We start from the raw sequence: 23,516 nt of genomic DNA, 5'->3' as shown, positions 1-23,516 counted from the left end.
TACTTTTGCGCTGTTCAAAAGTGAGCCGCTGTAAGAGCGGAACCCATATCAGCCATCACCCAAATAACGGATATGTACTCACCCCAGAGTCCGTAACAAAACCGTCATCCCCCTGGGCTAGGCTCGCGGGCTTGAATGCCCCCGAGTCCCAATCCATGTTCAAAGGCCTCCTATACGCCGCGCTGCTGTTCACCCTGACAGCCCACGCCGAAGCCTGGCCGGAGAAGGAATGGTCCCAAGGCCAGCCCCTGACCGGCCCGGCCGCCAAGGCCTTGGACGACTACGCCTTCCCACCCCGCGACGACACCACCCGCAAAGGCGTCCGCACCGACGCCTTGCTGGTCATCCGCGACGGCCAGATCATCTACGAACGCTACGCCGCCCCCACCACCGCCAGCACCCCGCACCTGACCTGGTCCATCAGCAAAAGCCTGATGGCCACCGTGCTCGGCGTGGCCTTCGGCGAAAACCGCTTCAAACTCACCGACCCCGCCGCGCGCTTTTACCCGCCGATGAAACAACACCCAGGCGTGACCATGGCCGACCTGCTGCACTGGGCCTCGGGCCTCGACTGGCAGGAAGACTACGAATACGCCCCGCTGAAATCCTCGGTGGTCGCCATGCTCTACACCCGCGGCCACCACGACATGGCCGAGTTCGCCGCCGACACCGCAACCTACAGCGCCCCCGGCCAGGCATTCCGCTATTCCAGTGGCGACAGCAATATCCTGTCCGCCACCCTCAAGGGCATGCTCGGCCACAAGGCCTACGTCGACTACCCATGGACCGCCCTGTTCCAGCCACTGGGCATCCACAACGCCACCTGGGAAAGCGATGCCGAGGAAACCTTCGTCGCGTCCTCATATGCTTACCTCACCGCCCGCGACCTGGCCCGTGTCGGCCTGCTGATGCAGCGCGACGGCCGTTGGGGCGAGCAACAGTTGCTGCCCAAGGAGTGGGTCGCGTTCAATCGCCAACCGTTCGACAAGTACAAGGCGGGCCAGGACGAAGCCGTTCCGGGCGGCCAATGGTGGCTCAACCGCGAAGTGCAGGGTGCCGCCAGACCCTGGCCGGACGCGCCCGCCGACACCTTCGCCGCCCTCGGCCACTGGGGGCAGGCGCTCTACGTGATGCCCGAAAAACAGCTGGTCATCGTGCGCTACGGTGACGACCGCGACGGCAGCTATCGCCACAACGAACTCCTCAAGCGCGTCCTTGCAGCGGTGCAACCATGATCCGCCGTCATCCCTTCGTCAGTCTGTTGATCCTGCTGTTACTCGTGTTGCTCGGCTGGGTCTGGCACGAGCGGGTCAACCTGCAAGCCTTCCCCGACATCATCGCGGCCTACACCGCCAAGGAGTACTGCTCCTGCCGATATGTGGAGGGCAATCCCGCTGATTATTGCCAGGGTTATGTGAAGCAATACGTGCCCACCAGCGCCTTCACCGACAACCCTGAAAAACACCTCGTGACCGCCAGCGGCCTGGGCCGCACACACAGTGCCCAATGGCTGGGCCAACGCGAGGGCTGCCGCCTCTTGCCCTAATGCAGCCACAGGTGGGGCTGAGGTTCCACAGGGTGGAACCACCTTTGATTGTCCTCCTGCGCACATCGCGGTTATCTGGCGGTGTGCAACGAAAAAGAACGGGAACACCCGCCTGCGAGGAGAATCACCATGAGCCCACACCAGCACATCCTGGATTGGCTGAGCGATGTCGCCAGCGACCTGCACGCCGTGCGTCAGGACATTCACGCCCACCCCGAACTGGGCTTTGAAGAAAACCGCACCTCCGCCCTCGTGGCGCAATCGCTGCGTAACTGGGGCTACGAAGTCCACACCGGCATCGGCCAGACCGGCGTGGTGGGTGTGCTGCGCAATGGCAGCAGCTCGCGCAAGCTCGGTATCCGCGCCGACATGGACGCGTTGCCGATCATCGAAAACACCGGCGCCAGCTACAGCAGCCAACACGCCGGCTGCATGCATGCCTGCGGTCATGACGGCCACACCACCATGCTGCTGGGCGCCGCGCGTTACCTGGCCGCGACCCGTCAATTCGACGGCACCCTGAACCTGATTTTCCAGCCCGCCGAAGAAGGCCAGGGCGGCGCCGAAGCCATGCTCGCCGACGGCTTGCTGGAGCGTTTTCCCTGCGATGCACTCTTCGGCATGCACAACATGCCGGGCCTGCCCGCCGGCCATCTGGGCCTGCGCGTTGGACCGATGATGGCCTCCCAGGACCTGCTCACCGTGACCCTCGAAGGCGTCGGTGGCCATGGCTCCATGCCGCACCTGACGGTCGACCCGCTGGTGGCCGCCGCCAGTATGGTCATGGCATTGCAGACCGTGGTGGCGCGCAATATCAATGCCCAGGAAGCCGCCGTGGTGACCGTCGGTGCCCTGCAAGCGGGCCAGGCGGCCAACGTGATTCCCCAGCAAGCACTGTTGCGTTTGAGCCTGCGTGCCCTGGATGCAAACGTGCGTGAACTGATGCTGGAGCGGGTCAAGGCGATCATCCTGACCCAGGCCGCGAGCTTCGGCTGCACCGCGCAGATCGAACATCGCCCGGCCTATCCGGTGCTGGTCAACCATCCCGAAGAAACCGAATTCGCCCGCCAGGTCGGCGTCGCCCTGCTGGGTGAAGGTGCCGTCGACGGCAACACCACCAAGCTGATGGGCAGCGAAGACTTCGCCTGGATGCTGCAACGCTGCCCCGGCAGCTACCTGTTTATCGGCAACGGCGTGTCGCGGCCGATGGTCCACAACCCCGCCTATGACTTCAACGACGACATCCTGTTGACCGGCGCCGCCTACTGGGGCGCGCTGGCCGAGAGCTGGCTCAAGCCCGCCTGACGACCTCTTTTTTCTGCCGCTGGACCCTTTTCCGACTGGTTGAATGGAGTGTTCCCATGCAGGCTTCAAAACAAGGTGTATCCCGCACCCGCCAGGTGGTGGCGGCGGTGATCGGCAATGCGCTGGAATGGTATGACTTCATCGTCTACGGCTTTCTCGCCAGCATTATCGCCCGGCAGTTTTTCCCCTCGGAGGATGAATACGCCTCGCTGCTGATGGCCCTGGCCACCTTTGGCGTCGGCTTCTTCATGCGCCCGGTGGGCGGGATTCTGCTGGGCATGTATTCGGACCGCAAAGGCCGCAAGGCCGCGATGCAACTGATCATCCGGTTGATGACCATCTCCATCGCCCTGATCGCTTTCGCCCCCAGCTATGCTGGCATCGGCATGGGCGCGCCGATGCTGATCGTGGTTGCGCGCATGCTCCAGGGCTTTGCCACCGGCGGTGAATACGCCAGTGCCACGGCGTTCCTGGTGGAGAGCGCGCCGGCCCATCGCAAGGGCCTGTACGGTTCCTGGCAGTTGGTGGGACAGTGCCTGGCGGTGTTCGGCGGCGCGGCGATGGTGGCGTTGGTCACGCACTTCTTCGAGCCGCACACCCTTGAAGTCTGGGGCTGGCGCCTGCCGTTCATCTTCGGCTTGCTGATCGGTCCCGTGGGCTTGTGGATCCGCCGGCACATGGAAGACCCCGAGGAATTTATCGAGGCACGCAAACAGGCCAAGGGTGCGGCGCCGAGCTTGATGGACGTCATCCGCGACCACCGCCGCAGCATCTTGGTATCGATGGGCCTGGCCTGTGGTGCAACGGTGTCGTTCTACGTGGTGCTGGTGAACATGCCGACCTTTGCCCACAAGAACCTCGGCCTGCCTTTGGACCAGGTGTTGATGGTGCAGATGTTCGCGGTGGCGCTGATGACCGTGGTGATTCCGCTGTCCGGCCTGCTGTCGGATCGGTTCGGTCGGCGCCCGGTATTGATGGCGTTCACCCTGGCGTTTTTTGTGATGGTGTACCCGCTGTATGTGTGGGTCGCGGCGGCACCGTCCATCGAGCGTTTGCTGGTGATGCAGGTGATGTTGTGCACTGCCATCGGCGGCTTTTTCGGCCCGGCGCCGACGGCCCTGGCCGAGCAGTTTCCCATCGAAGTACGCTCCACCGGGGTGTCGGTGGCTTACAACGTGGCGGTGATGGTATTCGGGGGCTTTGCGCCGTTGATCGTCACCTGGCTCAGCAAGGTGCTGGGCACGCCGGTAGCCCCGGCATTTTATGTGCTGTTCGCTTGCGTCCTGACGCTGCTGGGCACTTACTGCATGCATGAGGCGCCACGGGCGAAACGACCGGCGCCGTTTTCCAGCGAGGTGAAACCTTGAGTATTGTTGAACTGGATGCCATCGAACTGTCTCGGGCGATCCATGCGCGGCAGGTGTCCTGCCATGAAGTGATGCAGGCGTATCTGGCCCAGGTCGAACGCTTCAACCCGACGGTGAATGCGCTGGTCTCGCTGCGCTCCCATGAGGACGTGCTGGCCGAAGCGGCGCAGCGTGATCGCGAGTTGGACCAAGGCCAATCCCGTGGCTGGATGCACGGCATGCCCCAGGCCATCAAGGACCTGGCGGCGACCCAGGGCCTGCGCACCACCCTCGGTTCGCCGCTGTTCGCCGAGCATGTTCCTCAAGAAGATGCGATCAGCGTGGCGCGGGTACGGGCCAGCGGCGCGATCATCATCGGCAAGACCAACGTGCCGGAATTTGGCCTGGGCTCGCAGACCTACAACAGCGTGTTCGGCACCACCGGCAACGCCTATGACCCGCGCCTGGTGGCCGGTGGCAGCAGCGGCGGCGCGGCGGTGGCGCTGGCATTGCGCATGCTGCCGGTAGCGGATGGCAGCGACATGATGGGCTCGCTGCGAAACCCGGGGGCGTTCAATAACGTATTTGGCCTGCGTCCGTCCCAGGGTCGGGTGCCTCACGGGCCGGCGCCGGAGCTGTTCGTCCAGCAACTGGCCACGGAAGGCCCGATGGGGCGCAGCGTGGCGGATGTGGCGCGGCTGCTGAGTGTGCAGGCCGGCTACGACCCTCGGGTGCCGCTGTCGCTCAAGGAGGATCCGGCGGTGTTGGGTGAGCCATTGCAGCGCGACTTCAAGGGTGCACGCTTGGGCTGGCTCGGGGATTACAACGGTTACCTGCCGATGGAAGACGGCGTGATGAGCCTGTGCGAATCGGCCCTCAAGGACTTCGCTGCGCTGGGTTGCGAGGTCGAGCACTGCCAACCGGAATTTTCTCTGGAACGCCTGTGGCAGACCTGGCTGGTGCACCGCCATTGGCTGATCCAGGGCTCCCTCGGCGCGGCCTACGCCGACCCGCAAAAACGTGCACTGCTCAAGCCGGAGGCGCAATGGGAAGTGCAGGGCGGATTGCAACTGAGTGCGGCGGACGTTTACCAGGCTTCGATCAACCGCAGCGACTGGTACCGCGCCCTCGGCAAACTGTTCGAACGTTACGATTTCCTGTTGCTGCCCACCGCCCAAGTGTTCCCTTTCGATGCACAACAAGCCTGGCCACGCCTCGTCGCAGGGCGCGAGATGGACACCTACCACCGCTGGATGGAAGTGGTGATCGGCCCCACCCTGGCCGGCCTGCCGAGCATGAACGTGCCGGTGGGTTTCAACCCCCGGGGCTTGCCCATGGGCCTGCAGATCATCGGCCCGGCCCAGGCGGACAGGGCAGTGTTGCAACTGGCGTACGCCCACGAACAACTGACCCAGTGGGTGCAGCGGCGGCCGCCCGCTTGCCTCTCGGCGACCGGTTGAGCCGCGACGGGCCTGTATCTTGCTGTGAAATCAGATCATCCATCGGCATCAAGGAGATCGACACATGGGCAGCGACGCCGAGACGGGAACCGTACGCTCAGTAGGGCGGGCACTGGCGATCATCGAATTGCTCGGCGAGCATCAGGCGCTGGGGCTGGAAGAGTTGCATTACCTGACTCACCTGCCCAAGGCCACGGTCTCGCGGATGCTGCTGACCTTGCAGGAACAGGGCTGGATCTATCGTGGGCTCAGCGACCGGCGTTACCGCCTGCGGGCCAGACGGTTGTTCGGCGACACCCAGCAACGCTTCAAGCGCCAACTGGTGGAGAGCGCCGCGCCGTGGCTGCTGGACCTCAGCGAACGCACCGGCCTGGTGGTGGACCTGTCGAGCTTCGACGGCGAACGCCTGGAGGTGATGGAAAGCGCGATCCCCACGGTGCTGCGCAAGCTCTACCCGAACAATTGCCAGATCGTCGGCCAGCACGCCAGCCTGTTTCATTCGGCCATGGGCAAGGCGTGCCTGTCGCAACTGTCGGCGGATGAAGTGCAGCGCCTGGCAGGCCGTGAGCATGTGGCGGAAGACGATCAATACCGGGCGTGTGAACAATCCCAGCACCAGGGGTTTGGCCAACGCACCGAAGGCTACTGGGAATACCCGGTGCGCCTGCCGTTCCTGATTCGCGCGGTGGCCTTGCCGGTACGGGCCAACGGGCGCCTGGTAGGTAGCATGGCGCTGCATTGGCCGATGGATCAGGCGCCGGTGGAACGGGTGCTGAGCCTGCACCTGGCCAGCCTGGAATCGACGATTCGCGATGTGCAGGAGGCGCTGGCCTGACCACCGTTCCCCTGTAGGAGCGAGCTTGCTCGCGAAGAACTCACAGGCACCGCGTTCATTCAGAATGCCCGCGTCATCGTTGGCAACCTTCGCGAGCAAGCTCGCTCCTACAGGAGGTCTTTGTTACTGTTCGTCCAGGTTTTTTGCCCCAAGAGTCTTTATGTCCCTGTTCAAACCCATGGCCTTCCTGCTGCTGGCCGCTGCCGCCGTGCCTGCCCATGCCGACTGGTACCTGGACAACGAGTCCTCGCGCCTGTCGTTCGTCACCACCAAGAACACCGACATCGCTGAAGTGCAGCGCTTCCTGGTGCTGCATGGCAAGGTCGACAGCAAAGGCGCGGCGCAGCTGGAAGTCGAACTGGAGTCGATCAACAGCGGCATCCCGCTGCGCGACGAGCGCATGCGCAATGAGCTGTTCGAGATCAAGACCTTCCCGGACGCGGTGATCAATGCGCAGATCACCCTGCAACCGATCAACGACCTGGCCCCCGGCGCGCAATACGAGCTGCGCCTGCCGCTGTCGGTGACCCTGCACGGCAAGACCCAGACCTACAGCACCGAATTGCTGGCGACCCGCCTGGATGACCGACGCTTCCAGGTGGTCACCCTGGAGCCATTGGTGGTGCACGCCGAGGATTTCGATTTGCTGCCGGGGGTAGCCGCATTGCGCAAGGCCGCCGGGCTGTCGCAGATCAGCCTGTCGGTGCCGGTGGGTGCGGTACTGATTTTTACGGCGCGCTGACATGAGCGGCGCAGTGTTCCCGTGGCGCAGCGCCAACCGTTTCGAGCTGATGGTCGACGGCCCGAGTTTCTTCCCGCGCATGCTGGAAGGTATCGCCCAGGCTGAGCAACAGGTGGCGCTGGAGCTGTATCTGGTGGAGGCGGGCGCGTGTGCCGAGGCGATGGTTCAGGCCCTGGTGGCGGCCGCCGAACGTGGCGTGCGCGTACGTTGCCTGTTCGATGACTACGGCAGCCTGGCGTTTACCCTGGGCCTGCGTCGGCGGTTGATCGACGCCGGGGTGGACCTGCGATTCTACAACCGCCTGAGCTGGCGCCGCTGGATGCGCAACCTCTATCGGGACCACCGCAAGCTGTTGTTGATCGACCAGACCATCGCCGTGGTCGGCGGCACCGGCGTGACGGATGAATTCTGGACGCCTGGGGAAGACACCGCCGATTGGCACGAAGTGATGGTGCAGATTCGTGGCCCGCTGGTGCTGGATTGGCAGGCGTTGTTCGACCGTCAGTGGCTGGCGAACGACGATCGTAGAGCCTGGAAACCGGCCACGCATTTTGGCCTGCCACGGTTGCCCAAGGTGCCAGCGACAGGACCGGGGCTGGGGCGTGTGGCCTATGCCGACGCCCGCCAGCATCGGGATATCTTGCAGTCACTGATCCGCGCGCTGAACAGCGGCCACCAGCGTATCTGGCTGGCCACGCCGTATTTCCTGCCGACCTGGAGCGTACGGCGTGCCCTGCGCCGGGCGGCGGGGCGCGGGGTGGATGTGCGTTTGCTGTTGACCGGGCCACGTACCGATCACCCGTCGGTGCGGTATGCCGGGCACCGTTACTACCCGCGTTTGCTCAAATCCGGGGTGCAGATCTTTGAATACCAGCCGTGCTTCCTGCACTTGAAAATGGTGCTGGTGGACGATTGGGTGAGCATTGGCTCGTGCAACTTCGACCACTGGAATCTGCGCTTCAACCTGGAAGCGAACCTGGAAGCGTTGGACCCGGAATTGACGTTGGCAGTGGTGGGGAGTTTCGAGCGGGATTTTGCCCTGAGCCAGGCGGTGAGCCTTGAGGCATGGCAGTCGCGGCCATTGTGGCGGCGGGTGAAGCAGCGGGTGTGGGGGTGGATTGATCGGTTGGTGGTTAACCTGCTGGACCGCCGCGGATAAGCCAGAACACCCCAATCAAATGTGGGAGCGGGCTTGCTCGCGAAAGCGGTGTGTCAGTCACCTGATGTATCAACTGATCCACCGCATTCGCGAGCAAGCCCGCTCCCACATTTTGACCGGGCAAGACTTTAGAGCAGTTCGAAGCTCTGCTGCTTCACATCCTGCGAATCCAACCCGATCTGCACATTGAACTCGCCCGGCTCAGCCGCAAACTTCAGTTGGGTGTTGTAGAACTTCAAGTCTTCCTCGGTGATGGTGAAGTGCACCGCGCGCTCTTCGCCCGCCTTGAGCATGATCTTCTGGAAGTTCTTCAATTCCTTCACCGGGCGGATCATCGAGCCGGCCACGTCCTGGATATACAGCTGCACCACGGTTTCGCCATCGACCTTGCCGGTGTTTTTCACCACCACGGTGGCGTCGAGCTTGCCGGTCTTGTTCAGGGTGGTGGACGACAGCGCCATGTCCGACAGGCTGAAACTGGTGTAGCTCAAGCCGTAACCGAACGGAAACAGCGGCCCGGTGGTGTCATCGAAGTACTGCGAGGTGTAGTTGCCCGGCTTGCCCGGAGTGAACGGCCGGCCAATGCTCAGGTGGTTGTAGTAGGTCGGAATCTGCCCCACCGAACGCGGGAAGGTGATCGGCAGCTTGCCCGACGGGTTGTAGTCACCGAACAGCACGTCAGCGATAGCGTTGCCGCCTTCGGTGCCGGCGAACCAGGTTTCCAGGATTGCGTCAGCCTGTTCGTTCTCCTCGACAATCGACAGCGGACGGCCGTTCATCAACACCAGCACCAGCGGTTTGCCGGTGGCTTTCAAAGCCTTGATCAGGTCGCGCTGGCTCTGCGGGATGTTCAGGTCGGTGCGGCTCGACGATTCGTGGGACATGCCACGGGACTCGCCCACGGCGGCCACGACCACATCGGCGCCTTTGGCGGCCTTGACGGCTTCGTCGATCATGTCCTGGGACGAGCGCGGGTCATCCACTACTTCCGGGGCATCGAAGTTCAGGAAGTTGAGGTAGTCGACGACTTTCTTGTCGTTGGTGATATTGGCGCCACGGGCATAGATCACCTTGCCCTTGTCGCCGATCACGGCGTTCATGCCGTCCAGCAGGGTCACCGATTGCGCGGGTTTACCGGCAGCGGCCCAGCTGCCCATCATGTCGATCGGCGCCTTGGCCAGCGGGCCGACCAGGGCGATGGTCGCGTCCTTTTTCAGCGGCAGGGCGTTGTTCCGGTTTTTCAGCAGCACCTGGCTGCGGCGTGCCACGTCACGTGCGTCGGCGCGGTGCAGGCGGCTTTCGGCGTAGGTGTCGGCCGGGTCATCCTCGACCTTGCCGATGCGCAGGTACGGGTCGGCGAACAGGCCCATGTCGTACTTGGCGCCGAGCACTTCGCGCACGGCGTTGTCGATGTCGCTCTGTTCGATCTCGCCGGACTTCAGCAGGCCTGGCAATTCCTTGCCGTAGAGCGAGTCGTTCATGCTCATGTCGATGCCGGCCTTGATCGCCAGCTTGGCGGCTTCACGCCCGTCCTTGGCCACGCCGTGCTTGATCAGCTCGAAGATCGCACCGTGGTCGCTCACGGCCAGGCCCTTGAAGCCCCAGTCCTTGCGCAGCAGGTCGTTCATCAGCCAGGTGTTGGCGGTGGCGGGTACGCCGTTGATCGAGTTCAGCGCAACCATCACGCCACCGGCGCCAGCCTTGATGGCGGCGTGGTAGGGCGGCAGGTAGTCCTGGTACATCTTGACCGGGCTCATGTCGACCACGTTGTAGTCGCGACCGCCTTCCACCGCGCCATACAGGGCGAAGTGCTTGACGCTGGCCATGATGCTGTCGGCCTTGGCCGGGCTGCTGCCCTGGAAGGCCTTGACCATCACTTCGGCAATGCGCGAGGTCAGGTAGGTGTCTTCGCCAAAGCCTTCGGAGGTACGGCCCCAGCGCGGGTCGCGGGAGATGTCGACCATCGGCGCGAAGGTGATGTCGAGGCTGTCGGCGGCAGCTTCCTGGGCGGCGATGCGCCCGGAGTGGCCGATGGCGTCCATGTCCCAGCTGGAAGCCAGGGCCAGGCTGATGGGGAATATCGTGCGGTGGCCGTGGATCACGTCATAGGCGAAGAACATCGGGATCTTCAACCGGCTGCGCATGGCTGCGTCCTGCATCGGACGGTTTTCCGGGCGGGTTATCGAATTGAAGGTGCCGCCGATGCGACCGGCGGCGATTTCCTTGCGGATCAGTTCGCGGGGCATTTCGGGGCCGATGCTGATCAGGCGCAATTGGCCGATCTTCTCATCAAGGGTCATCTGCTTGAGCAGGTCACTGACGAAGGCGTCCTTGTCCTTGAGTACTGCGGGCTTTGTTTCGGCTAATACGGAATGAGTGGCCAAACTGACAACAAGGCCCAGCAAACACAGCTTCTTCATGAAAATCCTTTCTCGCAGCCTTGGGACCGGAGAGCGTCTATTGTTGTTCGGGTGTTGTTCAGATAAATACCGCACACTTCTGAACTCTTATTGGCGCTGGGCATCTTTTAGCTGATTGGCACGATGCAATCCAGTGGGTGGTGGCGGATTATGCCCTAAGCCCGTGGCTAACGCGTCAGTCGGTAAATTTCATAGGTTTGGCAGGAGAAACACCATGCAAGCAGCACAAGGTTACCGTTGGGGCTGGAAGGCCGTGGCATTGATACTGGTGAGCACCGTGCTGAGCGGTTGCGGCATCAACAAGATCCCGACCCTGGACGAACAGGCCAAGGCGGCCTGGGCCCAGGTGCAGAACCAGTACCAGCGGCGCGCCGACCTGATCCCCAACCTGGTGGAAGTGGTCAAGGGCTACGCCGCCCATGAACAGGACACCCTGACGGCCGTGATCGAAGCGCGGGCCAAGGCCACCTCGATCCAGGTGGACGCCAGCACCCTCGACAATCCCGAGAAACTCAAGCAGTTCCAGCAAGCCCAGGACGGTTTGAGCGGTGCACTCAGCCGTTTGATGGTGGTGTCCGAGCGCTACCCGGACCTGAAGGCCAACCAGAACTTCCTGGCCCTGCAATCGCAGCTTGAAGGCACCGAAAATCGCATCGCCGTGGCCCGCCGCGACTTTATCCAGGCAGTGCAGGCCTACAACACCGAGATCCGCACCTTCCCTGGCCGCCTGTGGCACAGCGTGATGTACAGCGACTTGCCGGTCCGCGCCAACTTCGAGGCCACGAGTGCCGATGCCGATAAAGCGCCGCAAGTGAAATTCTGATGGGCAAGCGCGCTTGGCTGATGGCGGCGGTGCTGCTGGCCTTCAGCCTGACCGCCCAGGCCGCCCTGAATTTCCCGGCCCTGACCGGACGGGTGGTGGACAACGCCCAGATGATCGACCCGGCCGTGCGTGCGCAGCTGACCCAGCAGTTGCAGGCGCTGGAGCAGACCAGCGGCGACCAGATCGTGGTGGTCACCGTGCCCGACCTGCAAGGCGTGCCCATTGAAGACTTCGGTTATCAACTGGGCCGCGCGTGGGGCATCGGCCAGAAGGGCAAGGACAACGGCGCCCTGCTGATCGTCGCCCGGGATGAGCACAAGATTCGCATCGAAGTGGGTTATGGCCTGGAAGGCGTGCTCACGGATGCGCAGTCCTGGGTGATCATCAACCAGGTGATCGCCCCGGCGTTCAAGGCGGGCAACTACAGCAAGGGCATCAGCGACGGCGTGGCGGCGATGCTGCAGGTGGTGGGCGGCGATCCGCTGGCCGTACCGGCGCATGTGTCCGAGGCCAACTTCGCCAAGCAAAACCCGGGCATTTCCATTGGCCTGTTCATCCTGTTGCTGGCAGTGTTGTGGCTGTGCAATCGCATGGGCCTGCCCGTTGGCGCTATCCTGCTGGCGATTCTTAGCAGCAGCGGTCGTGGCGGCGGGGGAGGCAGTGGCGGTGGTGGCTTCAGGGGCGGCGGCGGTGGTTTTGGCGGCGGTGGCGCCTCGGGCGGCTGGTAATGACAATAACTAGAGAGCATCAACAACCATGGCATTACTGAGTCAACACGAGCAACGCCAGGTCGCCGAGGCGATCGCCCGGGTCGAGCAACAGACCGACGCCGAACTGGTGACCGTGCTCGCGGCCCGCGCCGACGACTACGCCTACATCCCGCTGTTGTGGGCCAGCCTGCTGGCGCTGGTGGTGCCGGGGATCATCCACTACCTGTCGGGCTGGTTGACCATGTACACCTTGCTGCTGGCGCAGTGGGGCACGTTCGTCGTGCTGTGCCTGGTGTTCCGTTTGCCCAGGGTCACCACGCGACTGATCCCGCGCTCGGTGCGCCATTGGCGCGCGTCCAACCTGGCACGGCGGCAGTTTCTCGAGCAGCACCTGCACCACACGCTGGGCAGCACCGGGGTGCTGATTTTTGTCAGTGAGGCCGAGCGGTATGTGGAAATCCTGGTGGACAAGGGGATATCCAGTCGCCTGGATGACAGCAGTTGGGATGCGATCGTCAAGGACTTCACCCGCCAGGTGAAGCAAGGCCAGACGTTGGCCGGGTTTGTGGCGTGTATTGAGGCTTGCGGGGAATTGCTCAGGGAGCACGTTCCGGTGACCCACGCACGCAATGAGCTGCCGAATCGGTTGGTGGTGTTGGAGTAGTGTAAAATTCCCGGCATTCCCTGCCCGAGGCGTTTTTGTTCATGTCTGCCACCGCTAAACCTGCCAGCCCCGCGCCGGATCATCACGCGCAGTTCCTCGAACTGCTGAGCGCGAGCCTTGAGCAAAACGCCTTTATCAAGCTGGTGCTGGCCAAGTACGTCGGCACCGAGCCTGATCTTCAGAAGCTGATCATCAAGCAGCTGACGGTCAAGGATCAGCCTTGCCTGTCCTTCGTCTATCGCTACAAGACCCGCGACATCACCAAGAACTTCTCCCTGGCCGACGGCGTGGCGGCAATTGCCGAATTGTTGCCGGCGGCGTTCAAGAATGCGCACCTGCTGTCGGTGACCGACGAAGCCCAGCTGGAATACAGCAAGAAGAACAAAAGCTCACTGTTCAAAAGCAAGCCGCAGCAACTGCGCGAAGCGCCGTCTGCCGAGCACAACCGCGAGAAGAATCGCTTCCTGGACCTGACCCGGCCCTTCCTCGCCGACCTTGGCGTGACCAACGCCAAACACGAGCTGATCCCGGCGATGTCGCGCAAGTGGAAGCAGATCAACAAATTCATCGAAGTATTCAGCCATGCGCTGACCACCTCGCCGCTGAAGCTGGACCAGCCGGTGCGGGTCGCGGACTTTGGCTCGGGCAAGGGCTACCTGACGTTTGCCATCCACGACTACCTGCGCAACACCCTCAACGCCGAGGGCGAAGTCACCGGCGTGGAACTGCGCGAAGACATGGTGACCCTGTGCAACAACGCCGCCGCCCGCCTGGACCACCCGGGGCTGGTGTTCAAGTGCGGGGATGTGCGCAGCGTCGCGCCCAGCGAGCTGGACGTGATGATCGCCCTGCATGCCTGCGACATCGCCACCGACTACGCGATTCACACCGGCATCCGCTCCGGTGCGTCGATCATCATGTGCTCGCCGTGCTGCCACAAGCAGATTCGCCTGCAGATCCAGAGCCCGGCGCTGCTCAAGCCGATGCTGCAATACGGCCTGCACCTGGGCCAGCAGGCGGAAATGGTCACCGACAGTTTGCGCGCGTTGTTCCTTGAAGCGTGCGGCTATGAGACCAAGGTGTTTGAGTTCATCTCGTTGGAGCACACCAACAAGAACAAGATGATCCTGGCGGTGAAGCGTGCCGAGCCGGTGGACAACGCTCAACTCCTGGAGAAAATCCAGGAGCTCAAGGCGTTCTACAACATCACCGAACATTGCCTGGAAACCCTGCTGCGGGCGGAAGGTTACCTCGCCTGAGTACGACGCAAATCAAAAATGTGGGAGCGGGCTTGCTCGCGAAAGCGGTGTGTCAGTCACCTGATGTATCAACTGACCCACCGCATTCGCGAGCAAGCCCGCTCCCACATTAGATCGCGCTAGCCTTGGGAGCTGGCGCAGGCTTCACGCTGGTCTTGCGCCCCAACATCACCGTCACAATCACCCCGCAGGCAAACAGCCAGGTAATCGGCTCGATGTGTTCACCAAAAAACAGCGCCGAAAACGCGATGGTGAAAAAGATCTGCAACAGCTGAATCTGGCTGACCCGGGCGATGCCACCCATGGCGAGCCCGGCGTACCACGCAAAGAACCCCAGGAACTGCGAAAACAACGAGACATAACCAAACGCCCACCAAGTGCGCATGGAAATCGGCCCTTCGTGTTGCAGCGCCAGGTAGGCCACCGGCCCGATCAATACCGGCGTCGACAGCACCAGCGCCCAGCAGATTACCTGCCAGCCGCCCATCTCCTTGGCCAACCGGCCGCCTTCGGCATAACCCAGGCCACCCACGGCAATCGCCCCGAGCATCAACAGGTCGCCCGCCTGGATGCTGCCGGCTCCGGTGATCAACGCATAACTCAGCACCAGCGCACTGCCCAGCGCCGCGCAGGCCCAGAAGGCCTTCGACGGACGTTCATGGGACAGCCACGCCGCATACAGCGCCACGCACAGCGGCTGCAACCCGTTGACCAGCGCGCCATGGGACGCGGGCAAGGTTTGCATGGCCCAGGCCGACAACACCGGGAAACCCAGGATCACCCCGGCAATCACCAGCGTCAGCCCGCGCACCTGGCGCCAGGTGGGCCAGCGCTCACGGCGCCACAGCAACAACGCCGCCGCCGGCACCGCCGCGAACAACGCCCGGCCCAGGCCATTGAGCAACGGGTGGATTTCCTGCACCACGATACGGGTGAAGGGCAGGGTGAGGCTGAAGATGACGACGCCCAGCAGGCCGAGGGCCATGCCGGTATTTTCGCGGGAGCTCATGGAAGGAACCAGAATCGAATGGGCCGGAAGTGGATGTTCATCTAGCCACAAAGCCCCGCAAACGCGCGCTTACAGCTGGGTGCAGATTGGACCGTACAGTTTGTGTAGGAGCGAGCTTGCTCGCGAAAAACCTGAGAGCGTCGCGGGCTGTCTGGTTACCCGCGTTATCGTTAACGTGCTTCGCGAGCAAGCTCGCTCCTACAGAGGGCTGGTCCGCAATGATGTAGTAGCGGGCCATTACCCGGCTCATCGGCACAGGTCTATCTTGGCTACTCCTATCTGCCCAACCGTTCAACCGGAGGAATGTCCCATGGCCGCGAAAAAAATCCTGATGCTGGTCGGCGATTACGTCGAAGACTATGAAGTGATGGTGCCGTTCCAGGCGCTGTTGATGGTGGGGCATACCGTGCACGCCGTGTGCCCGGACAAGTCCGCCGGCCAGACCGTGCGCACGGCGATCCACGACTTCGAAGGCGACCAGACCTACAGCGAAAAACCCGGGCACCTGTTTGCCCTGAATGCGGATTTTGCCAAGGTGAACGCCGCCGACTACGACGCGCTGCTGGTGCCGGGTGGCCGTGCCCCTGAGTACCTGCGGCTGAACGAAAAGGTCCTGCAACTGGTCAAGGATTTCGATCAGGCTGGCAAACCCATCGCTGCCGTGTGCCATGGCGCGCAACTGCTGGCGGCTGCCGGGATCCTGGAAGGCCGCGAGTGCAGCGCCTACCCGGCGTGCGGGCCGGAGGTACGACTGGCGGGCGGTACGTTCATCGATATCCCGGTGACCGACAGCCACGTTCAAGGCAATCTGGTGACAGCCCCGGCGTGGCCGGCGCACCCAAGCTGGCTCGCGGGTTTCCTCGGCCTGCTGGGCACCAAAATCACCCTGTAAAGCGGAGGTCATCGCCATGTGCGAACTGTACGTCAAGGCCGACCCGATTCTGTACGAATCCCGCTCGCGTTCCCTGCGCATCTGCGGCGTGGTGACCACCGTGCGCCTGGAAAACCAGTTCTGGGACATCCTCAGCGAGATCGCCGAGGTGGATGGCATGACCACCAATCAACTGATCGCCAAGCTGTATGAAGAAGTGATGGATTACCGCGGCGAAGTGGTGAATTTTGCTTCGTTCTTGCGGGTGAGTTGCACGCGGTATTTGAGCAAGCAGCGGGTTCACGCCCCAGAGCTCAGCCTTGTGAATACAAGAAATGGCGCGCAGAAGATCTGAATGTGGGAGCGGGCTTGCTCGCGAAGGCGGTGTGTCAGGTAACTCATGTACCGACTGATCCAGCGCTTTCGCGAGCAAGCCCGCTCCCACATTGATTAGGTGGGGTCAGAAGAACCGCGTCACGCTGATCTTGGCATCCCGGCCCTTGGTGTAGGCGCGGTCGCCGCTCAGGGCCGGTCGGAAGTTGTTGTTGAACAGGTTGTCCACGGTGAAGTTCACCTCGGTACCCTTGAGGTAAGCCTGTTGCGGCTTCCAGCTGGCGAAGAGGCCCTGGGTGTTGTAGCGCTTGTTGCCGTACTGGTCGTAGAACAGGTCGCCGATGCTGGTGCCCGGGCCGCCGGAATACTTGTCGCTCGGCAGGCGGCTGGTGGCGCCGATGAACTGCCCTTGCCAGCCTACCCGCATATCCAGGCTCGGGATCTTGGTGCCGAGCACCACCACCCATTTGGTTGGCGGAATGTCCCGCGCCCAGACGTCCGGCCCCCACGGGTTGGTGTAGGCGCCTTCATGTTTACCGGTGGTGTAGGCGAACGATACCGAGCCGAACACGTAGGTGGAGTCATAGAAACTCTCGGCCTCGAAACCCTTGATGGTCATGCCGCCGATGTTGCGGTAGTTGGACATCGCGCCCGGCGGGCAGGCGCTGGAAATCGTCCCGCCGTTGACCGCCTGGTTCTGGCAGCCCACGCCTGTGGCCTTGAAGATTTCGTCCTCGACCTTGTTGTGGAACAGCGTGGTACGCAGTTGCAGGTTGTCGCCGTGGGCGAACACGTCGGCGAAACTGGTGACGTTGCCCAGGGTGATGGAGGTGATGCGCTCCGGGTCCAGGTCCAGGCTGGTGGCGGTGCGGCTGCCCAGGCCCTGGACTTCATACTGCTCGTCGATCACTGGCGCACGCCAGGTGCGGCTCCAGTTGGCGAACATCGCCACGTTCGGGGTGATGGTCCAGTACGCCGCCAGGCGTGGCGACCAGCCGGTGTAAGTGCGGTCGCTGTAGTCATGGCCGATGGCCGGGTCCGGGTTGCTGTAGTACGGCGCGTCGTTGGCCTCGCCGCGGTTGCGCACATGGTCATAGCGCATCGACGGGGTAATGGTCACATCGCCCAGCGTCACCGCGTCCTGGATAAAGAAGCTGTTGGTGTCGACCTTGCCATGGGGCATGAAGCCCGGCTGGAAGTGCCCGTAGTTGTATTTCGGGGTGTTGTAGGTGGCGCCGGGCATCCACATTTCGGTTTCCCGGGTGTGCTTGCGGATTTGCACACCGGTGGTCACCGCGTGCTGCAACGCACCGGTGGAAAACAGGCTGACGTTGCGTACGTCGAGGTTCTTGTCGTTATAGGAGGTGTCCATCTTGCGCCCGCCGGTGGCCAACTGGAAAAACGCCGTGGCGTCGCGCTCGTCGGTCTGGTCGGTATTGGATTCGGAGTACTTGATGGTCAAGTCCACCAGCGGGTTATTCATCGGCTGGTATTCGTACTTGCCGGACCAGGTGGTGTCGACGGTATTGCGGTTGGCCAGGAAGCGTTTCAGCGCGGCTTCGTAGCCATAGCGGTCGATGTTGGCCTGGGTCGGCGGCGTCGGGTAGCTGGCGGCAGAGAAGGGCGTCCAGCGCTGGCTGTTGGAGCGCGAATACGACAGACCCAGGCTTTGCTCATCGGTGAAGTGAGCATTGAACTTGAACAGTTTGCCGTCCACATTCTGGGCGCTGTTGGGCAGGCGCTTGGGGTTGATCGGGTACTGGTTGTTGTCGTTGGGCAGGGTGGCAGCCAGTTTCATGTCGCCGCCGTCGCGCTGGGTCAGGTAGGCCAGCGCATCGAAGCGGCCGTCATCGGTACGCCCGTAAACGGCACTGCTGTAGACCTGCTCATGGTCGTTGCTGGAGTAGCCGTATTTGAGCATGGCACCGCTGTTGCGCCCGTCCTTGAGCAGGTCCGGGGCATCCTTGGTGGTCATGTTGACCGTACCGCCAAAGCCGCCGTTGCCGCTGAAGGGCGAGTTGGGGCCTTTCTCCACTTCGATGCTCTTGATCAGCTCGGGCTCGATAAACACAGTGCCCTGCTGGTAGCGCTCAAAGCCGCTTTTGGTGGCGCCATCGACGGTCAGCGGCACGTCTTCGGCGTCGCCGAAACCACGGATGTTGATGGTCTGGCCACCGGGCTTCAGCGAGCCGCCCTGGCTGATGCCGGGCAAGGTTTGCAGCAGGCTGGGAATGTTGTTGGACTGGTAGCGGTCGATGTCCGCCTGGGTCAGGGTGGAACGGCCGACGGTGGTGGAGTCGACCTCGTTGCCGGTGCCGATCACGCTCAGGGCGTCGAGCTGGATCGCGCTGCTGTTGGTGGTCTTGCCCTCTTCGGGGCGTACCACGTAAGTGCTGCCGACCTTGAGCAATACGAACTCGCCGTCCTTGAGCAGGGTGCGAATCGCCACTTCCGGTGTGAAGTCGCCATTGAGGGCTGGCGCCTGGATATTTTTCAGCAGCGCTTCATCGAACAGCAGCTGGATTTTCGCCTGCTGCGCCACCTGGCTCAGGGACGTGGCCAGGGACTGGGCCGGCAGTTGCAGCTTGAACGACTCTGCCTGGGCACTCAGGCTGAAGGCCAGGCAGGCGGCAATGGCGGTGGGTCGAAGAAACAGGTGCTGAACGTGGCAAGGCGCGCGAAACATGAAATCCCCCGGAGTAGCCAAATGGCCAGAAAGGTGTGCGTATCAAACGCAGACCCGAGGAAGACGCGGCAGGAAAAATAATCCTCACATGCGAATGCAAAATATTCTCAAATAAGAATTCCGCGGGGCTATTTGCGCGGTTCGATCCTGATATTGCCGTCGGCCAGGGCCACGGTTTTCACCGGCAATAGCGCCGGCAGGGCGTTGAGCAGGGCGTCCGGATCATTCACGTCCAGATTGCCCGAGACCTTCAGTTGCGCCACCGCGCTGTCCACCAGCAACGGCGCCTGGGGCCGGTACAGGCTCAACTCGTCCATCAGGCTGGCCAGCTCGCGATTACGAAACGACACGTGGCCGCCGCGCCAATCGGCGACCTCGCCGGCAGTGAGGGTTTGCTGCTGCAGCGTGCCCTTGGCATAACTGAACGTAGCGCGCTGATCGGCGCCGAGCAGGGTGGCCGGCAGCCTGGTATCCGGATCGAACGCCACTTGCCCATGGGCCACGCTGACCACCAGTTGCTGCTTGCTGCGCCGCACATCGAAGCCGGTGCCGACCACCCGCACATTGGCTTCACCGGCCTGCACGAACAGCGGACGCTCCTTGTCGGGCGCCACCTCGATATACAACTGGCCCTGATCCAGATGCACGATGCGCTGGTGACTGTTGAAGTCCACCCGCAGGCGCGTATTGGCGTTGACGTACAAGGTGCTGCCGTCAGGCAAATGCATGGTGCGCATTCCTTTGGCATGGGCCGCGACCTGGGCGTGGAACAGCTCGCGCGGGGCGCCGATGTTGCTCGCCAGCAGGGCACACACCAGGGCGGCAGCCACCGCCAGGGCCGGGCGCCACACGGGTGGTTTGCGCACGGGCAGCGGTGTCGGTTTGTTCAGTTGCTGCAACTGGGCCAGGTCGGCCCACAGCTGTTCGAATTCGGCGTAGGCGCGGGCATTGGCCGGCTCGGACTGCCAGGCGGCAAACGCTTTGCGGTCGGCGCGACCGGCGTCATTGCGGTTGCGCGCAAACCAGCTGGCGGCCTGGGCATCGATGGAGTCGCTGGCCTCGATGTCACAGGTGTCGATGTCGCTCAGGCGGGTCATTCTGGCTGCTCCTTGCCCTGTTCTTGTTGAAGTCGCTGCTTGCAATGCAGCAAGGCAAAAGCGATGTGCTTTTCCACCATGCTGACCGAAACGCCCATGCGCTCGGCGATCTGCGCCTGGCTCAGGCCTTCGAAGCGGTGCAGCATAAGGGCTTCTCGTCTTCTCGGCGAGAGTTCAGAGAGGACTTCTTTCAACTGTTCCAGGCGTTGCAGGCGTTGCGCGGCGGCCATGGGATCGTCTCGCGAGTCGCTGACAGGTTCGGCATCCAGTTCGGCCTGTTGCTGGTGGACGGTGTGCCGCACCTTCTGTTTGCGCCAGTGATCGCGCAGCAGATTGCGCGCCATCTGGAACAGAAACGCCCGTGGCTGCTCGACCTGGGCCCGGTCGCGGTAGTCCAGCCATTGGGTGAAGACATCCTGGGTCATGTCTGCCGCGTCGCTGGCGTTGTCCGTGCGTTTACGCAGGAAATGCAGGATATCTGCATAAAACCCGCGAAAGGCATCGGCCGACAGCGGGTCGGGCTTGGGACGAGACATGGATATCCTTCTTGACGAAGCACGACGTGGAAAAGTCGTGAATGATATCGAGAATTATTGTCATTTGTCTCTATTGAAAATCCAAGGTTGGATGCGGACTAAATGTGGGAGCGGGCTTGCTCGCGAATGCGGTGAGTCAGTCGACCTATTAATTGACTGACCCACCGCCTTCGCGAGCAAGCCCGCTGCCACATTTGGATTGCGTTTCAGCGCAACAGGGTCAGTAGTTCTTGCAACTGAACACGGCCTGCCTCAGCCAGCGGGAACACCGGCAGGCGTGGATCCCCCGACTCCAGGCCCGTCAGCCGCAAACCGGCCTTGATCGTCGCCGGCAAGCCACCTTTGAGGATGAAATCCAGCAACGGCAACTGGCGATAAAACAGCTCCCGCGCTTTCTCCAGGTCATTGGCCAAAACGGCTTCATACAAATCCAGGTTGAGCTGAGGAATCAGATTCGGCGCCGCCGTGCACCAACCTTTCGCACCCGCCGCAAACGCCTCCAGCGCCAGCGGATTGCAGCCGTTGTAGAACGGCACCTGGCCCTCGCTGCGCCGGTGCAATTGGTGCATGCGCTGAATATCCCCGGTGCTTTCCTTGACCATGGTCACGTTGTCGACGCTGTTGACGATGCGCAGGATCAAGTCCACCGACATGTCGGTGCCACTGGTGGCCGGGTTGTTGTAGAGCATGATCGGCACGCCGATGCTGTCGCCAATGGCCGCATAGTGGGCGAGGATTTCCGCCTCGCTGAGTTTCCAGTACGAAGCCGGCAATACCATTACCACGTCCGCGCCGTGGGCCTCGGCAAACTGCGCGCGACGCACGGCCTTGGCGGTGGTCAGGTCGGAGACGCTGACGATGGTCGGCACACGCTTGCCCACCTTCTGGATGCTGTAGGCGGCGACTTCATCCCACTCTGCATCACTGAGATAGGCGCCTTCGCCGGTGCTGCCCAACGGTGCGACAGCGTGCACGCCGCTGTCGATCAGGCGGTCGATCGAAAGGCCCAGGGCGTCGAGGTCAATGCGCTGGCCGTCCGCGCTGAACGGGGTAATGGTGTAGCCGATAATGCCGTGAATAGAAGGGCTGGACATGGAAAGGTCTCCGGTCGAAAAAGGGTTTCAGTTCAGGCAATCGGCGTGTTGGCGCAGGTTCTGCCGAGCGTAGTAGTTGAACGCGGCGCCGTGGCGCTTGGGCTTGGAAATCCAGTCATGGGCTTCGCGGCCCAGTTCCGGCAGGATCTGCTTGATCGTGCCGGCGGCCATCGCCAGCAGCTGCAACTTGGCCGCGCGTTCGATCAACTGTGCGATCACACAGGCTTCCTCGATGCTCGCCCCAGTGGACAATTGGCCGTGGTGGGAAAGCAGAATCGCGCGTTTATCCCCCAGGGCAGCGGTGATGATTTCACCTTCTTCGTTGCCCACCGGCACCCCGGGCCAGGCTTCGAGGAATGCGCAATCTTCGTACAACGGGCAGAGGTCCATGTGGGACACCTGCAACGGCACTTCCAGCATCGACAATGCAGCGATGTGGGTCGGGTGAGTGTGGATGATGCAGTTCACGTCCGGGCGACCGCGGTACACCCAGCTGTGAAAACGGTTGGCCGGGTTGGGCATGCCATGGCCTTCCAGCACCTCCAGGTCTTCGTTGACCAGCAACAGGTTGCTGGCGGTGATCTCATCAAAACCCAGGCCCAGTTGTTGGGTGTAGTAGGTGCCAGGCGTCGGGCCGCGTGCGGTGATCTGCCCGGCGAGGCCGGAGTCGTGGCCGTTTTCGAACAGGATCCGGCAGGTCAACGCCAGCTTTTGCCGGTCGGTCCACGTATTATCCGCCAGGGTGTTTTGCATCTGGGTCAGCGCCTGCTTGACCAGCTGGTCTTTCGGGAGTGCTAATGTCTTGGCCATATCAGTGTCCTTGTTCGTCGCAAATGACACTAAAGAGACTATATGACACAAAGTGTCATTAGCAAGCATTCATCATCGCCTCTTTAATGGATTAACCGCTGCGCATGTCTATCCGTTTGAAAATATTGAGAAAAAAACTTGGTGTGACGTTGGAGTCGCTCGCGGAAAAATCCGGGATGACCAAGAGTTACCTGTCGAAAGTCGAGCGCGGGTTGAATACGCCGTCGATTGCGGCGGCGCTGAAACTGGCCAAGGCGTTGAATGTGAAGGTCGAAGAATTGTTCAGCGAGGACAATGTCAGCCTCGACAGCTACAGCCTGGTGCGCAGCCACGAACGGCAGGCGTTGTCGGGCACCGATGCATCACCGGGTTACGCGGTGCTGGCGCATCAGGTCAGTGAGCGTAGTTTGTTGCCGTTCATCATTTACCCGCCGGCGGAGTTCACCGACAAGACCTTCAAGGAACATTTGGGGGAGGAGTTTTTGTTTGTGCATGAAGGTCAGGTTGAGGTGGATTTCATGAGTGAGCGGGTGGTGTTGAATCGGGGGGATGCGTTGCATTTCAATGCGCAGAAGCCGCATCGGATTCGGTCGGTGGGGGAGGTTCAGGCTCAGCTTTTGGTGGTGGTGCATAGTGCTGAAGCGTGATGGTGGGGGTGGGGGTGGGGGCATATCCGTTATTTGGGTAACGGCCGCCTAGGATTCCGCTCTTACAGCGGCTCACTTTTGAACAGCGCAAAAGTAAGCAAAACGCTCTTGCCCCACCACTCGGCACCTCGCTTAGGCTCGGTGTGCCCTCACTCCGGCTTTGG

22 protein-coding genes are annotated in these 23,516 nt (G+C 62.3%); 15 read left to right on the top strand and 7 right to left on the bottom strand.

The features are described 5' to 3' along the window. Window positions 1-155 precede the first annotated feature (155 nt). The 8 genes from HYE77_RS27345 to HYE77_RS27310 all read left to right on the top strand — a co-directional run bounded on the left by HYE77_RS27345 (window position 156) and on the right by HYE77_RS27310 (window position 8,393). Window positions 156-1,235 carry a serine hydrolase gene (locus HYE77_RS27345; protein ID WP_177069957.1) on the top strand — a complete coding sequence of 360 codons (1,080 nt, stop codon included), beginning with the start codon at window positions 156-158 and terminating at the stop codon, window positions 1,233-1,235. After that, the gene (locus HYE77_RS27340) at window positions 1,232-1,546 is read left to right on the top strand and encodes a hypothetical protein (protein WP_008430879.1); all 315 of its coding nucleotides are present in this window, start codon (window positions 1,232-1,234) and stop codon (window positions 1,544-1,546) included. Before HYE77_RS27345 ends, HYE77_RS27340 begins: the two co-directional genes overlap by 4 nt. Before the next feature lie 129 nt (window positions 1,547-1,675). After that, entirely contained in the window at window positions 1,676-2,851 is a 1,176-nt protein-coding gene (locus HYE77_RS27335; RefSeq protein WP_008430881.1) for a M20 aminoacylase family protein, read from the top strand. A gap of 56 nt (window positions 2,852-2,907) precedes the next feature. Beyond that, on the top strand, window positions 2,908-4,218 hold the full coding sequence (locus tag HYE77_RS27330) for a citrate-proton symporter (RefSeq protein WP_177069955.1): 1,311 nt from the start codon (window positions 2,908-2,910) through the stop codon (window positions 4,216-4,218). Continuing rightward, a complete protein-coding gene (locus tag HYE77_RS27325) occupies window positions 4,215-5,657 on the top strand; it encodes an amidase (RefSeq protein WP_177069953.1) in 1,443 nt (480 codons plus the stop codon). The genes HYE77_RS27330 and HYE77_RS27325 overlap by 4 nt, the downstream gene beginning before the upstream one ends. A 64-nt stretch (window positions 5,658-5,721) precedes the next feature. Further along, complete coding sequence (locus tag HYE77_RS27320) at window positions 5,722-6,492, top strand: helix-turn-helix domain-containing protein (protein ID WP_177069951.1); 771 nt, start codon at window positions 5,722-5,724, stop codon at window positions 6,490-6,492. A gap of 160 nt (window positions 6,493-6,652) precedes the next feature. Further along, window positions 6,653-7,234, top strand: a complete 582-nt coding sequence (locus tag HYE77_RS27315; protein ID WP_177069949.1) for a YceI family protein — start codon at window positions 6,653-6,655, stop codon at window positions 7,232-7,234. 1 nt (window position 7,235) lies between these two features. After that, complete coding sequence (locus HYE77_RS27310; RefSeq protein WP_008430889.1) at window positions 7,236-8,393, top strand: phosphatidylserine/phosphatidylglycerophosphate/cardiolipin synthase family protein; 1,158 nt, start codon at window positions 7,236-7,238, stop codon at window positions 8,391-8,393. Window positions 8,394-8,521: 128 nt separating this feature from the next. Here HYE77_RS27310 and bglX read toward each other — a convergent pair whose 3' ends face one another. Then, on the bottom strand, window positions 8,522-10,813 hold the full coding sequence (gene bglX / locus HYE77_RS27305) for a beta-glucosidase BglX (RefSeq protein ID WP_177069947.1): 2,292 nt from the start codon (window positions 10,811-10,813) through the stop codon (window positions 8,522-8,524). A 214-nt stretch (window positions 10,814-11,027) separates the two neighbouring features. Here bglX and HYE77_RS27300 point away from each other — a divergent pair, with 214 nt between their 5' ends. Genes HYE77_RS27300 through HYE77_RS27285 form a run of 4 tightly spaced genes read left to right on the top strand, consistent with a single transcriptional unit; the run spans window position 11,028 to window position 14,269 of the window. Further along, entirely contained in the window at window positions 11,028-11,636 is a 609-nt protein-coding gene (locus HYE77_RS27300) for a LemA family protein (RefSeq protein WP_003209150.1), read from the top strand. Beyond that, window positions 11,636-12,364 carry a YgcG family protein gene (locus HYE77_RS27295; RefSeq protein WP_177069945.1) on the top strand — a complete coding sequence of 243 codons (729 nt, stop codon included), beginning with the start codon at window positions 11,636-11,638 and terminating at the stop codon, window positions 12,362-12,364. The genes HYE77_RS27300 and HYE77_RS27295 overlap by 1 nt, the downstream gene beginning before the upstream one ends. A 28-nt stretch (window positions 12,365-12,392) precedes the next feature. Beyond that, window positions 12,393-13,010: a TPM domain-containing protein gene (locus HYE77_RS27290; protein ID WP_003209147.1), complete on the top strand. Its 618-nt coding sequence runs from the start codon at window positions 12,393-12,395 to the stop codon at window positions 13,008-13,010. A gap of 41 nt (window positions 13,011-13,051) precedes the next feature. Further along, window positions 13,052-14,269 carry an SAM-dependent methyltransferase gene (locus HYE77_RS27285; protein ID WP_102368273.1) on the top strand — a complete coding sequence of 406 codons (1,218 nt, stop codon included), beginning with the start codon at window positions 13,052-13,054 and terminating at the stop codon, window positions 14,267-14,269. Window positions 14,270-14,378: 109 nt separating this feature from the next. On the opposite strand, the gene HYE77_RS27280 is transcribed toward HYE77_RS27285, so the two are convergent. Next, window positions 14,379-15,278 carry a DMT family transporter gene (locus tag HYE77_RS27280; RefSeq protein ID WP_003209142.1) on the bottom strand — a complete coding sequence of 300 codons (900 nt, stop codon included), beginning with the start codon at window positions 15,276-15,278 and terminating at the stop codon, window positions 14,379-14,381. Window positions 15,279-15,588: 310 nt separating this feature from the next. Here HYE77_RS27280 and HYE77_RS27275 point away from each other — a divergent pair, with 310 nt between their 5' ends. Beyond that, window positions 15,589-16,170 (top strand): DJ-1/PfpI family protein, encoded by a 582-nt coding sequence (locus HYE77_RS27275; RefSeq protein WP_102606425.1) that lies wholly within the window; start codon window positions 15,589-15,591, stop codon window positions 16,168-16,170. A 16-nt stretch (window positions 16,171-16,186) separates the two neighbouring features. Next, the gene (locus HYE77_RS27270; RefSeq protein WP_003209138.1) at window positions 16,187-16,504 is read left to right on the top strand and encodes a ribbon-helix-helix domain-containing protein; all 318 of its coding nucleotides are present in this window, start codon (window positions 16,187-16,189) and stop codon (window positions 16,502-16,504) included. A gap of 105 nt (window positions 16,505-16,609) precedes the next feature. Here HYE77_RS27270 and HYE77_RS27265 read toward each other — a convergent pair whose 3' ends face one another. The 5 genes from HYE77_RS27265 to HYE77_RS27245 all read right to left on the bottom strand — a co-directional run bounded on the left by HYE77_RS27265 (window position 16,610) and on the right by HYE77_RS27245 (window position 22,705). Continuing rightward, complete coding sequence (locus HYE77_RS27265; RefSeq protein WP_003209136.1) at window positions 16,610-19,168, bottom strand: TonB-dependent receptor; 2,559 nt, start codon at window positions 19,166-19,168, stop codon at window positions 16,610-16,612. Window positions 19,169-19,296: 128 nt separating this feature from the next. Beyond that, window positions 19,297-20,265 (bottom strand): FecR domain-containing protein, encoded by a 969-nt coding sequence (locus HYE77_RS27260; RefSeq protein ID WP_177069936.1) that lies wholly within the window; start codon window positions 20,263-20,265, stop codon window positions 19,297-19,299. After that, window positions 20,262-20,801 carry an RNA polymerase sigma factor gene (locus HYE77_RS27255; protein ID WP_087692632.1) on the bottom strand — a complete coding sequence of 180 codons (540 nt, stop codon included), beginning with the start codon at window positions 20,799-20,801 and terminating at the stop codon, window positions 20,262-20,264. The genes HYE77_RS27260 and HYE77_RS27255 overlap by 4 nt, the downstream gene beginning before the upstream one ends. A 206-nt stretch (window positions 20,802-21,007) precedes the next feature. Next, on the bottom strand, window positions 21,008-21,895 hold the full coding sequence (locus HYE77_RS27250; RefSeq protein WP_102368275.1) for a dihydrodipicolinate synthase family protein: 888 nt from the start codon (window positions 21,893-21,895) through the stop codon (window positions 21,008-21,010). Between the two features lie 27 nt (window positions 21,896-21,922). Then, the gene (locus HYE77_RS27245) at window positions 21,923-22,705 is read right to left on the bottom strand and encodes an aldolase (RefSeq protein WP_177051957.1); all 783 of its coding nucleotides are present in this window, start codon (window positions 22,703-22,705) and stop codon (window positions 21,923-21,925) included. A gap of 104 nt (window positions 22,706-22,809) precedes the next feature. On the opposite strand from HYE77_RS27245, the gene HYE77_RS27240 reads away from it, so the two are divergent. Further along, the gene (locus HYE77_RS27240) at window positions 22,810-23,352 is read left to right on the top strand and encodes a helix-turn-helix domain-containing protein (protein ID WP_087692630.1); all 543 of its coding nucleotides are present in this window, start codon (window positions 22,810-22,812) and stop codon (window positions 23,350-23,352) included. Window positions 23,353-23,516 lie beyond the last annotated feature (164 nt).

This window comes from Pseudomonas sp. IPO3774, from assembly GCF_013386835.1.
GTDB lineage: Bacteria > Pseudomonadota > Gammaproteobacteria > Pseudomonadales > Pseudomonadaceae > Aquipseudomonas.
This window is presented reverse-complemented; position numbering and strand designations above follow the sequence as displayed.

Coding starts and splice junctions, on each gene's coding strand:
- HYE77_RS27345 (WP_177069957.1), top strand. CDS start 156: ATGTTCAAAGGCCTCCTATACGCCGCGCTGCTGTTCACCCTGACAGCC.
- HYE77_RS27340 (WP_008430879.1), top strand. CDS start 1,232: ATGATCCGCCGTCATCCCTTCGTCAGTCTGTTGATCCTGCTGTTACTC.
- HYE77_RS27335 (WP_008430881.1), top strand. CDS start 1,676: ATGAGCCCACACCAGCACATCCTGGATTGGCTGAGCGATGTCGCCAGC.
- HYE77_RS27330 (WP_177069955.1), top strand. CDS start 2,908: ATGCAGGCTTCAAAACAAGGTGTATCCCGCACCCGCCAGGTGGTGGCG.
- HYE77_RS27320 (WP_177069951.1), top strand. CDS start 5,722: ATGGGCAGCGACGCCGAGACGGGAACCGTACGCTCAGTAGGGCGGGCA.
- HYE77_RS27315 (WP_177069949.1), top strand. CDS start 6,653: ATGTCCCTGTTCAAACCCATGGCCTTCCTGCTGCTGGCCGCTGCCGCC.
- HYE77_RS27310 (WP_008430889.1), top strand. CDS start 7,236: ATGAGCGGCGCAGTGTTCCCGTGGCGCAGCGCCAACCGTTTCGAGCTG.
- bglX (WP_177069947.1), bottom strand. CDS start 10,813: ATGAAGAAGCTGTGTTTGCTGGGCCTTGTTGTCAGTTTGGCCACTCAT.
- HYE77_RS27300 (WP_003209150.1), top strand. CDS start 11,028: ATGCAAGCAGCACAAGGTTACCGTTGGGGCTGGAAGGCCGTGGCATTG.
- HYE77_RS27295 (WP_177069945.1), top strand. CDS start 11,636: ATGGGCAAGCGCGCTTGGCTGATGGCGGCGGTGCTGCTGGCCTTCAGC.
- HYE77_RS27290 (WP_003209147.1), top strand. CDS start 12,393: ATGGCATTACTGAGTCAACACGAGCAACGCCAGGTCGCCGAGGCGATC.
- HYE77_RS27285 (WP_102368273.1), top strand. CDS start 13,052: ATGTCTGCCACCGCTAAACCTGCCAGCCCCGCGCCGGATCATCACGCG.
- HYE77_RS27280 (WP_003209142.1), bottom strand. CDS start 15,278: ATGAGCTCCCGCGAAAATACCGGCATGGCCCTCGGCCTGCTGGGCGTC.
- HYE77_RS27275 (WP_102606425.1), top strand. CDS start 15,589: ATGGCCGCGAAAAAAATCCTGATGCTGGTCGGCGATTACGTCGAAGAC.
- HYE77_RS27270 (WP_003209138.1), top strand. CDS start 16,187: ATGTGCGAACTGTACGTCAAGGCCGACCCGATTCTGTACGAATCCCGC.
- HYE77_RS27265 (WP_003209136.1), bottom strand. CDS start 19,168: ATGTTTCGCGCGCCTTGCCACGTTCAGCACCTGTTTCTTCGACCCACC.
- HYE77_RS27260 (WP_177069936.1), bottom strand. CDS start 20,265: ATGACCCGCCTGAGCGACATCGACACCTGTGACATCGAGGCCAGCGAC.
- HYE77_RS27255 (WP_087692632.1), bottom strand. CDS start 20,801: ATGTCTCGTCCCAAGCCCGACCCGCTGTCGGCCGATGCCTTTCGCGGG.
- HYE77_RS27250 (WP_102368275.1), bottom strand. CDS start 21,895: ATGTCCAGCCCTTCTATTCACGGCATTATCGGCTACACCATTACCCCG.
- HYE77_RS27245 (WP_177051957.1), bottom strand. CDS start 22,705: ATGGCCAAGACATTAGCACTCCCGAAAGACCAGCTGGTCAAGCAGGCG.
- HYE77_RS27240 (WP_087692630.1), top strand. CDS start 22,810: ATGTCTATCCGTTTGAAAATATTGAGAAAAAAACTTGGTGTGACGTTG.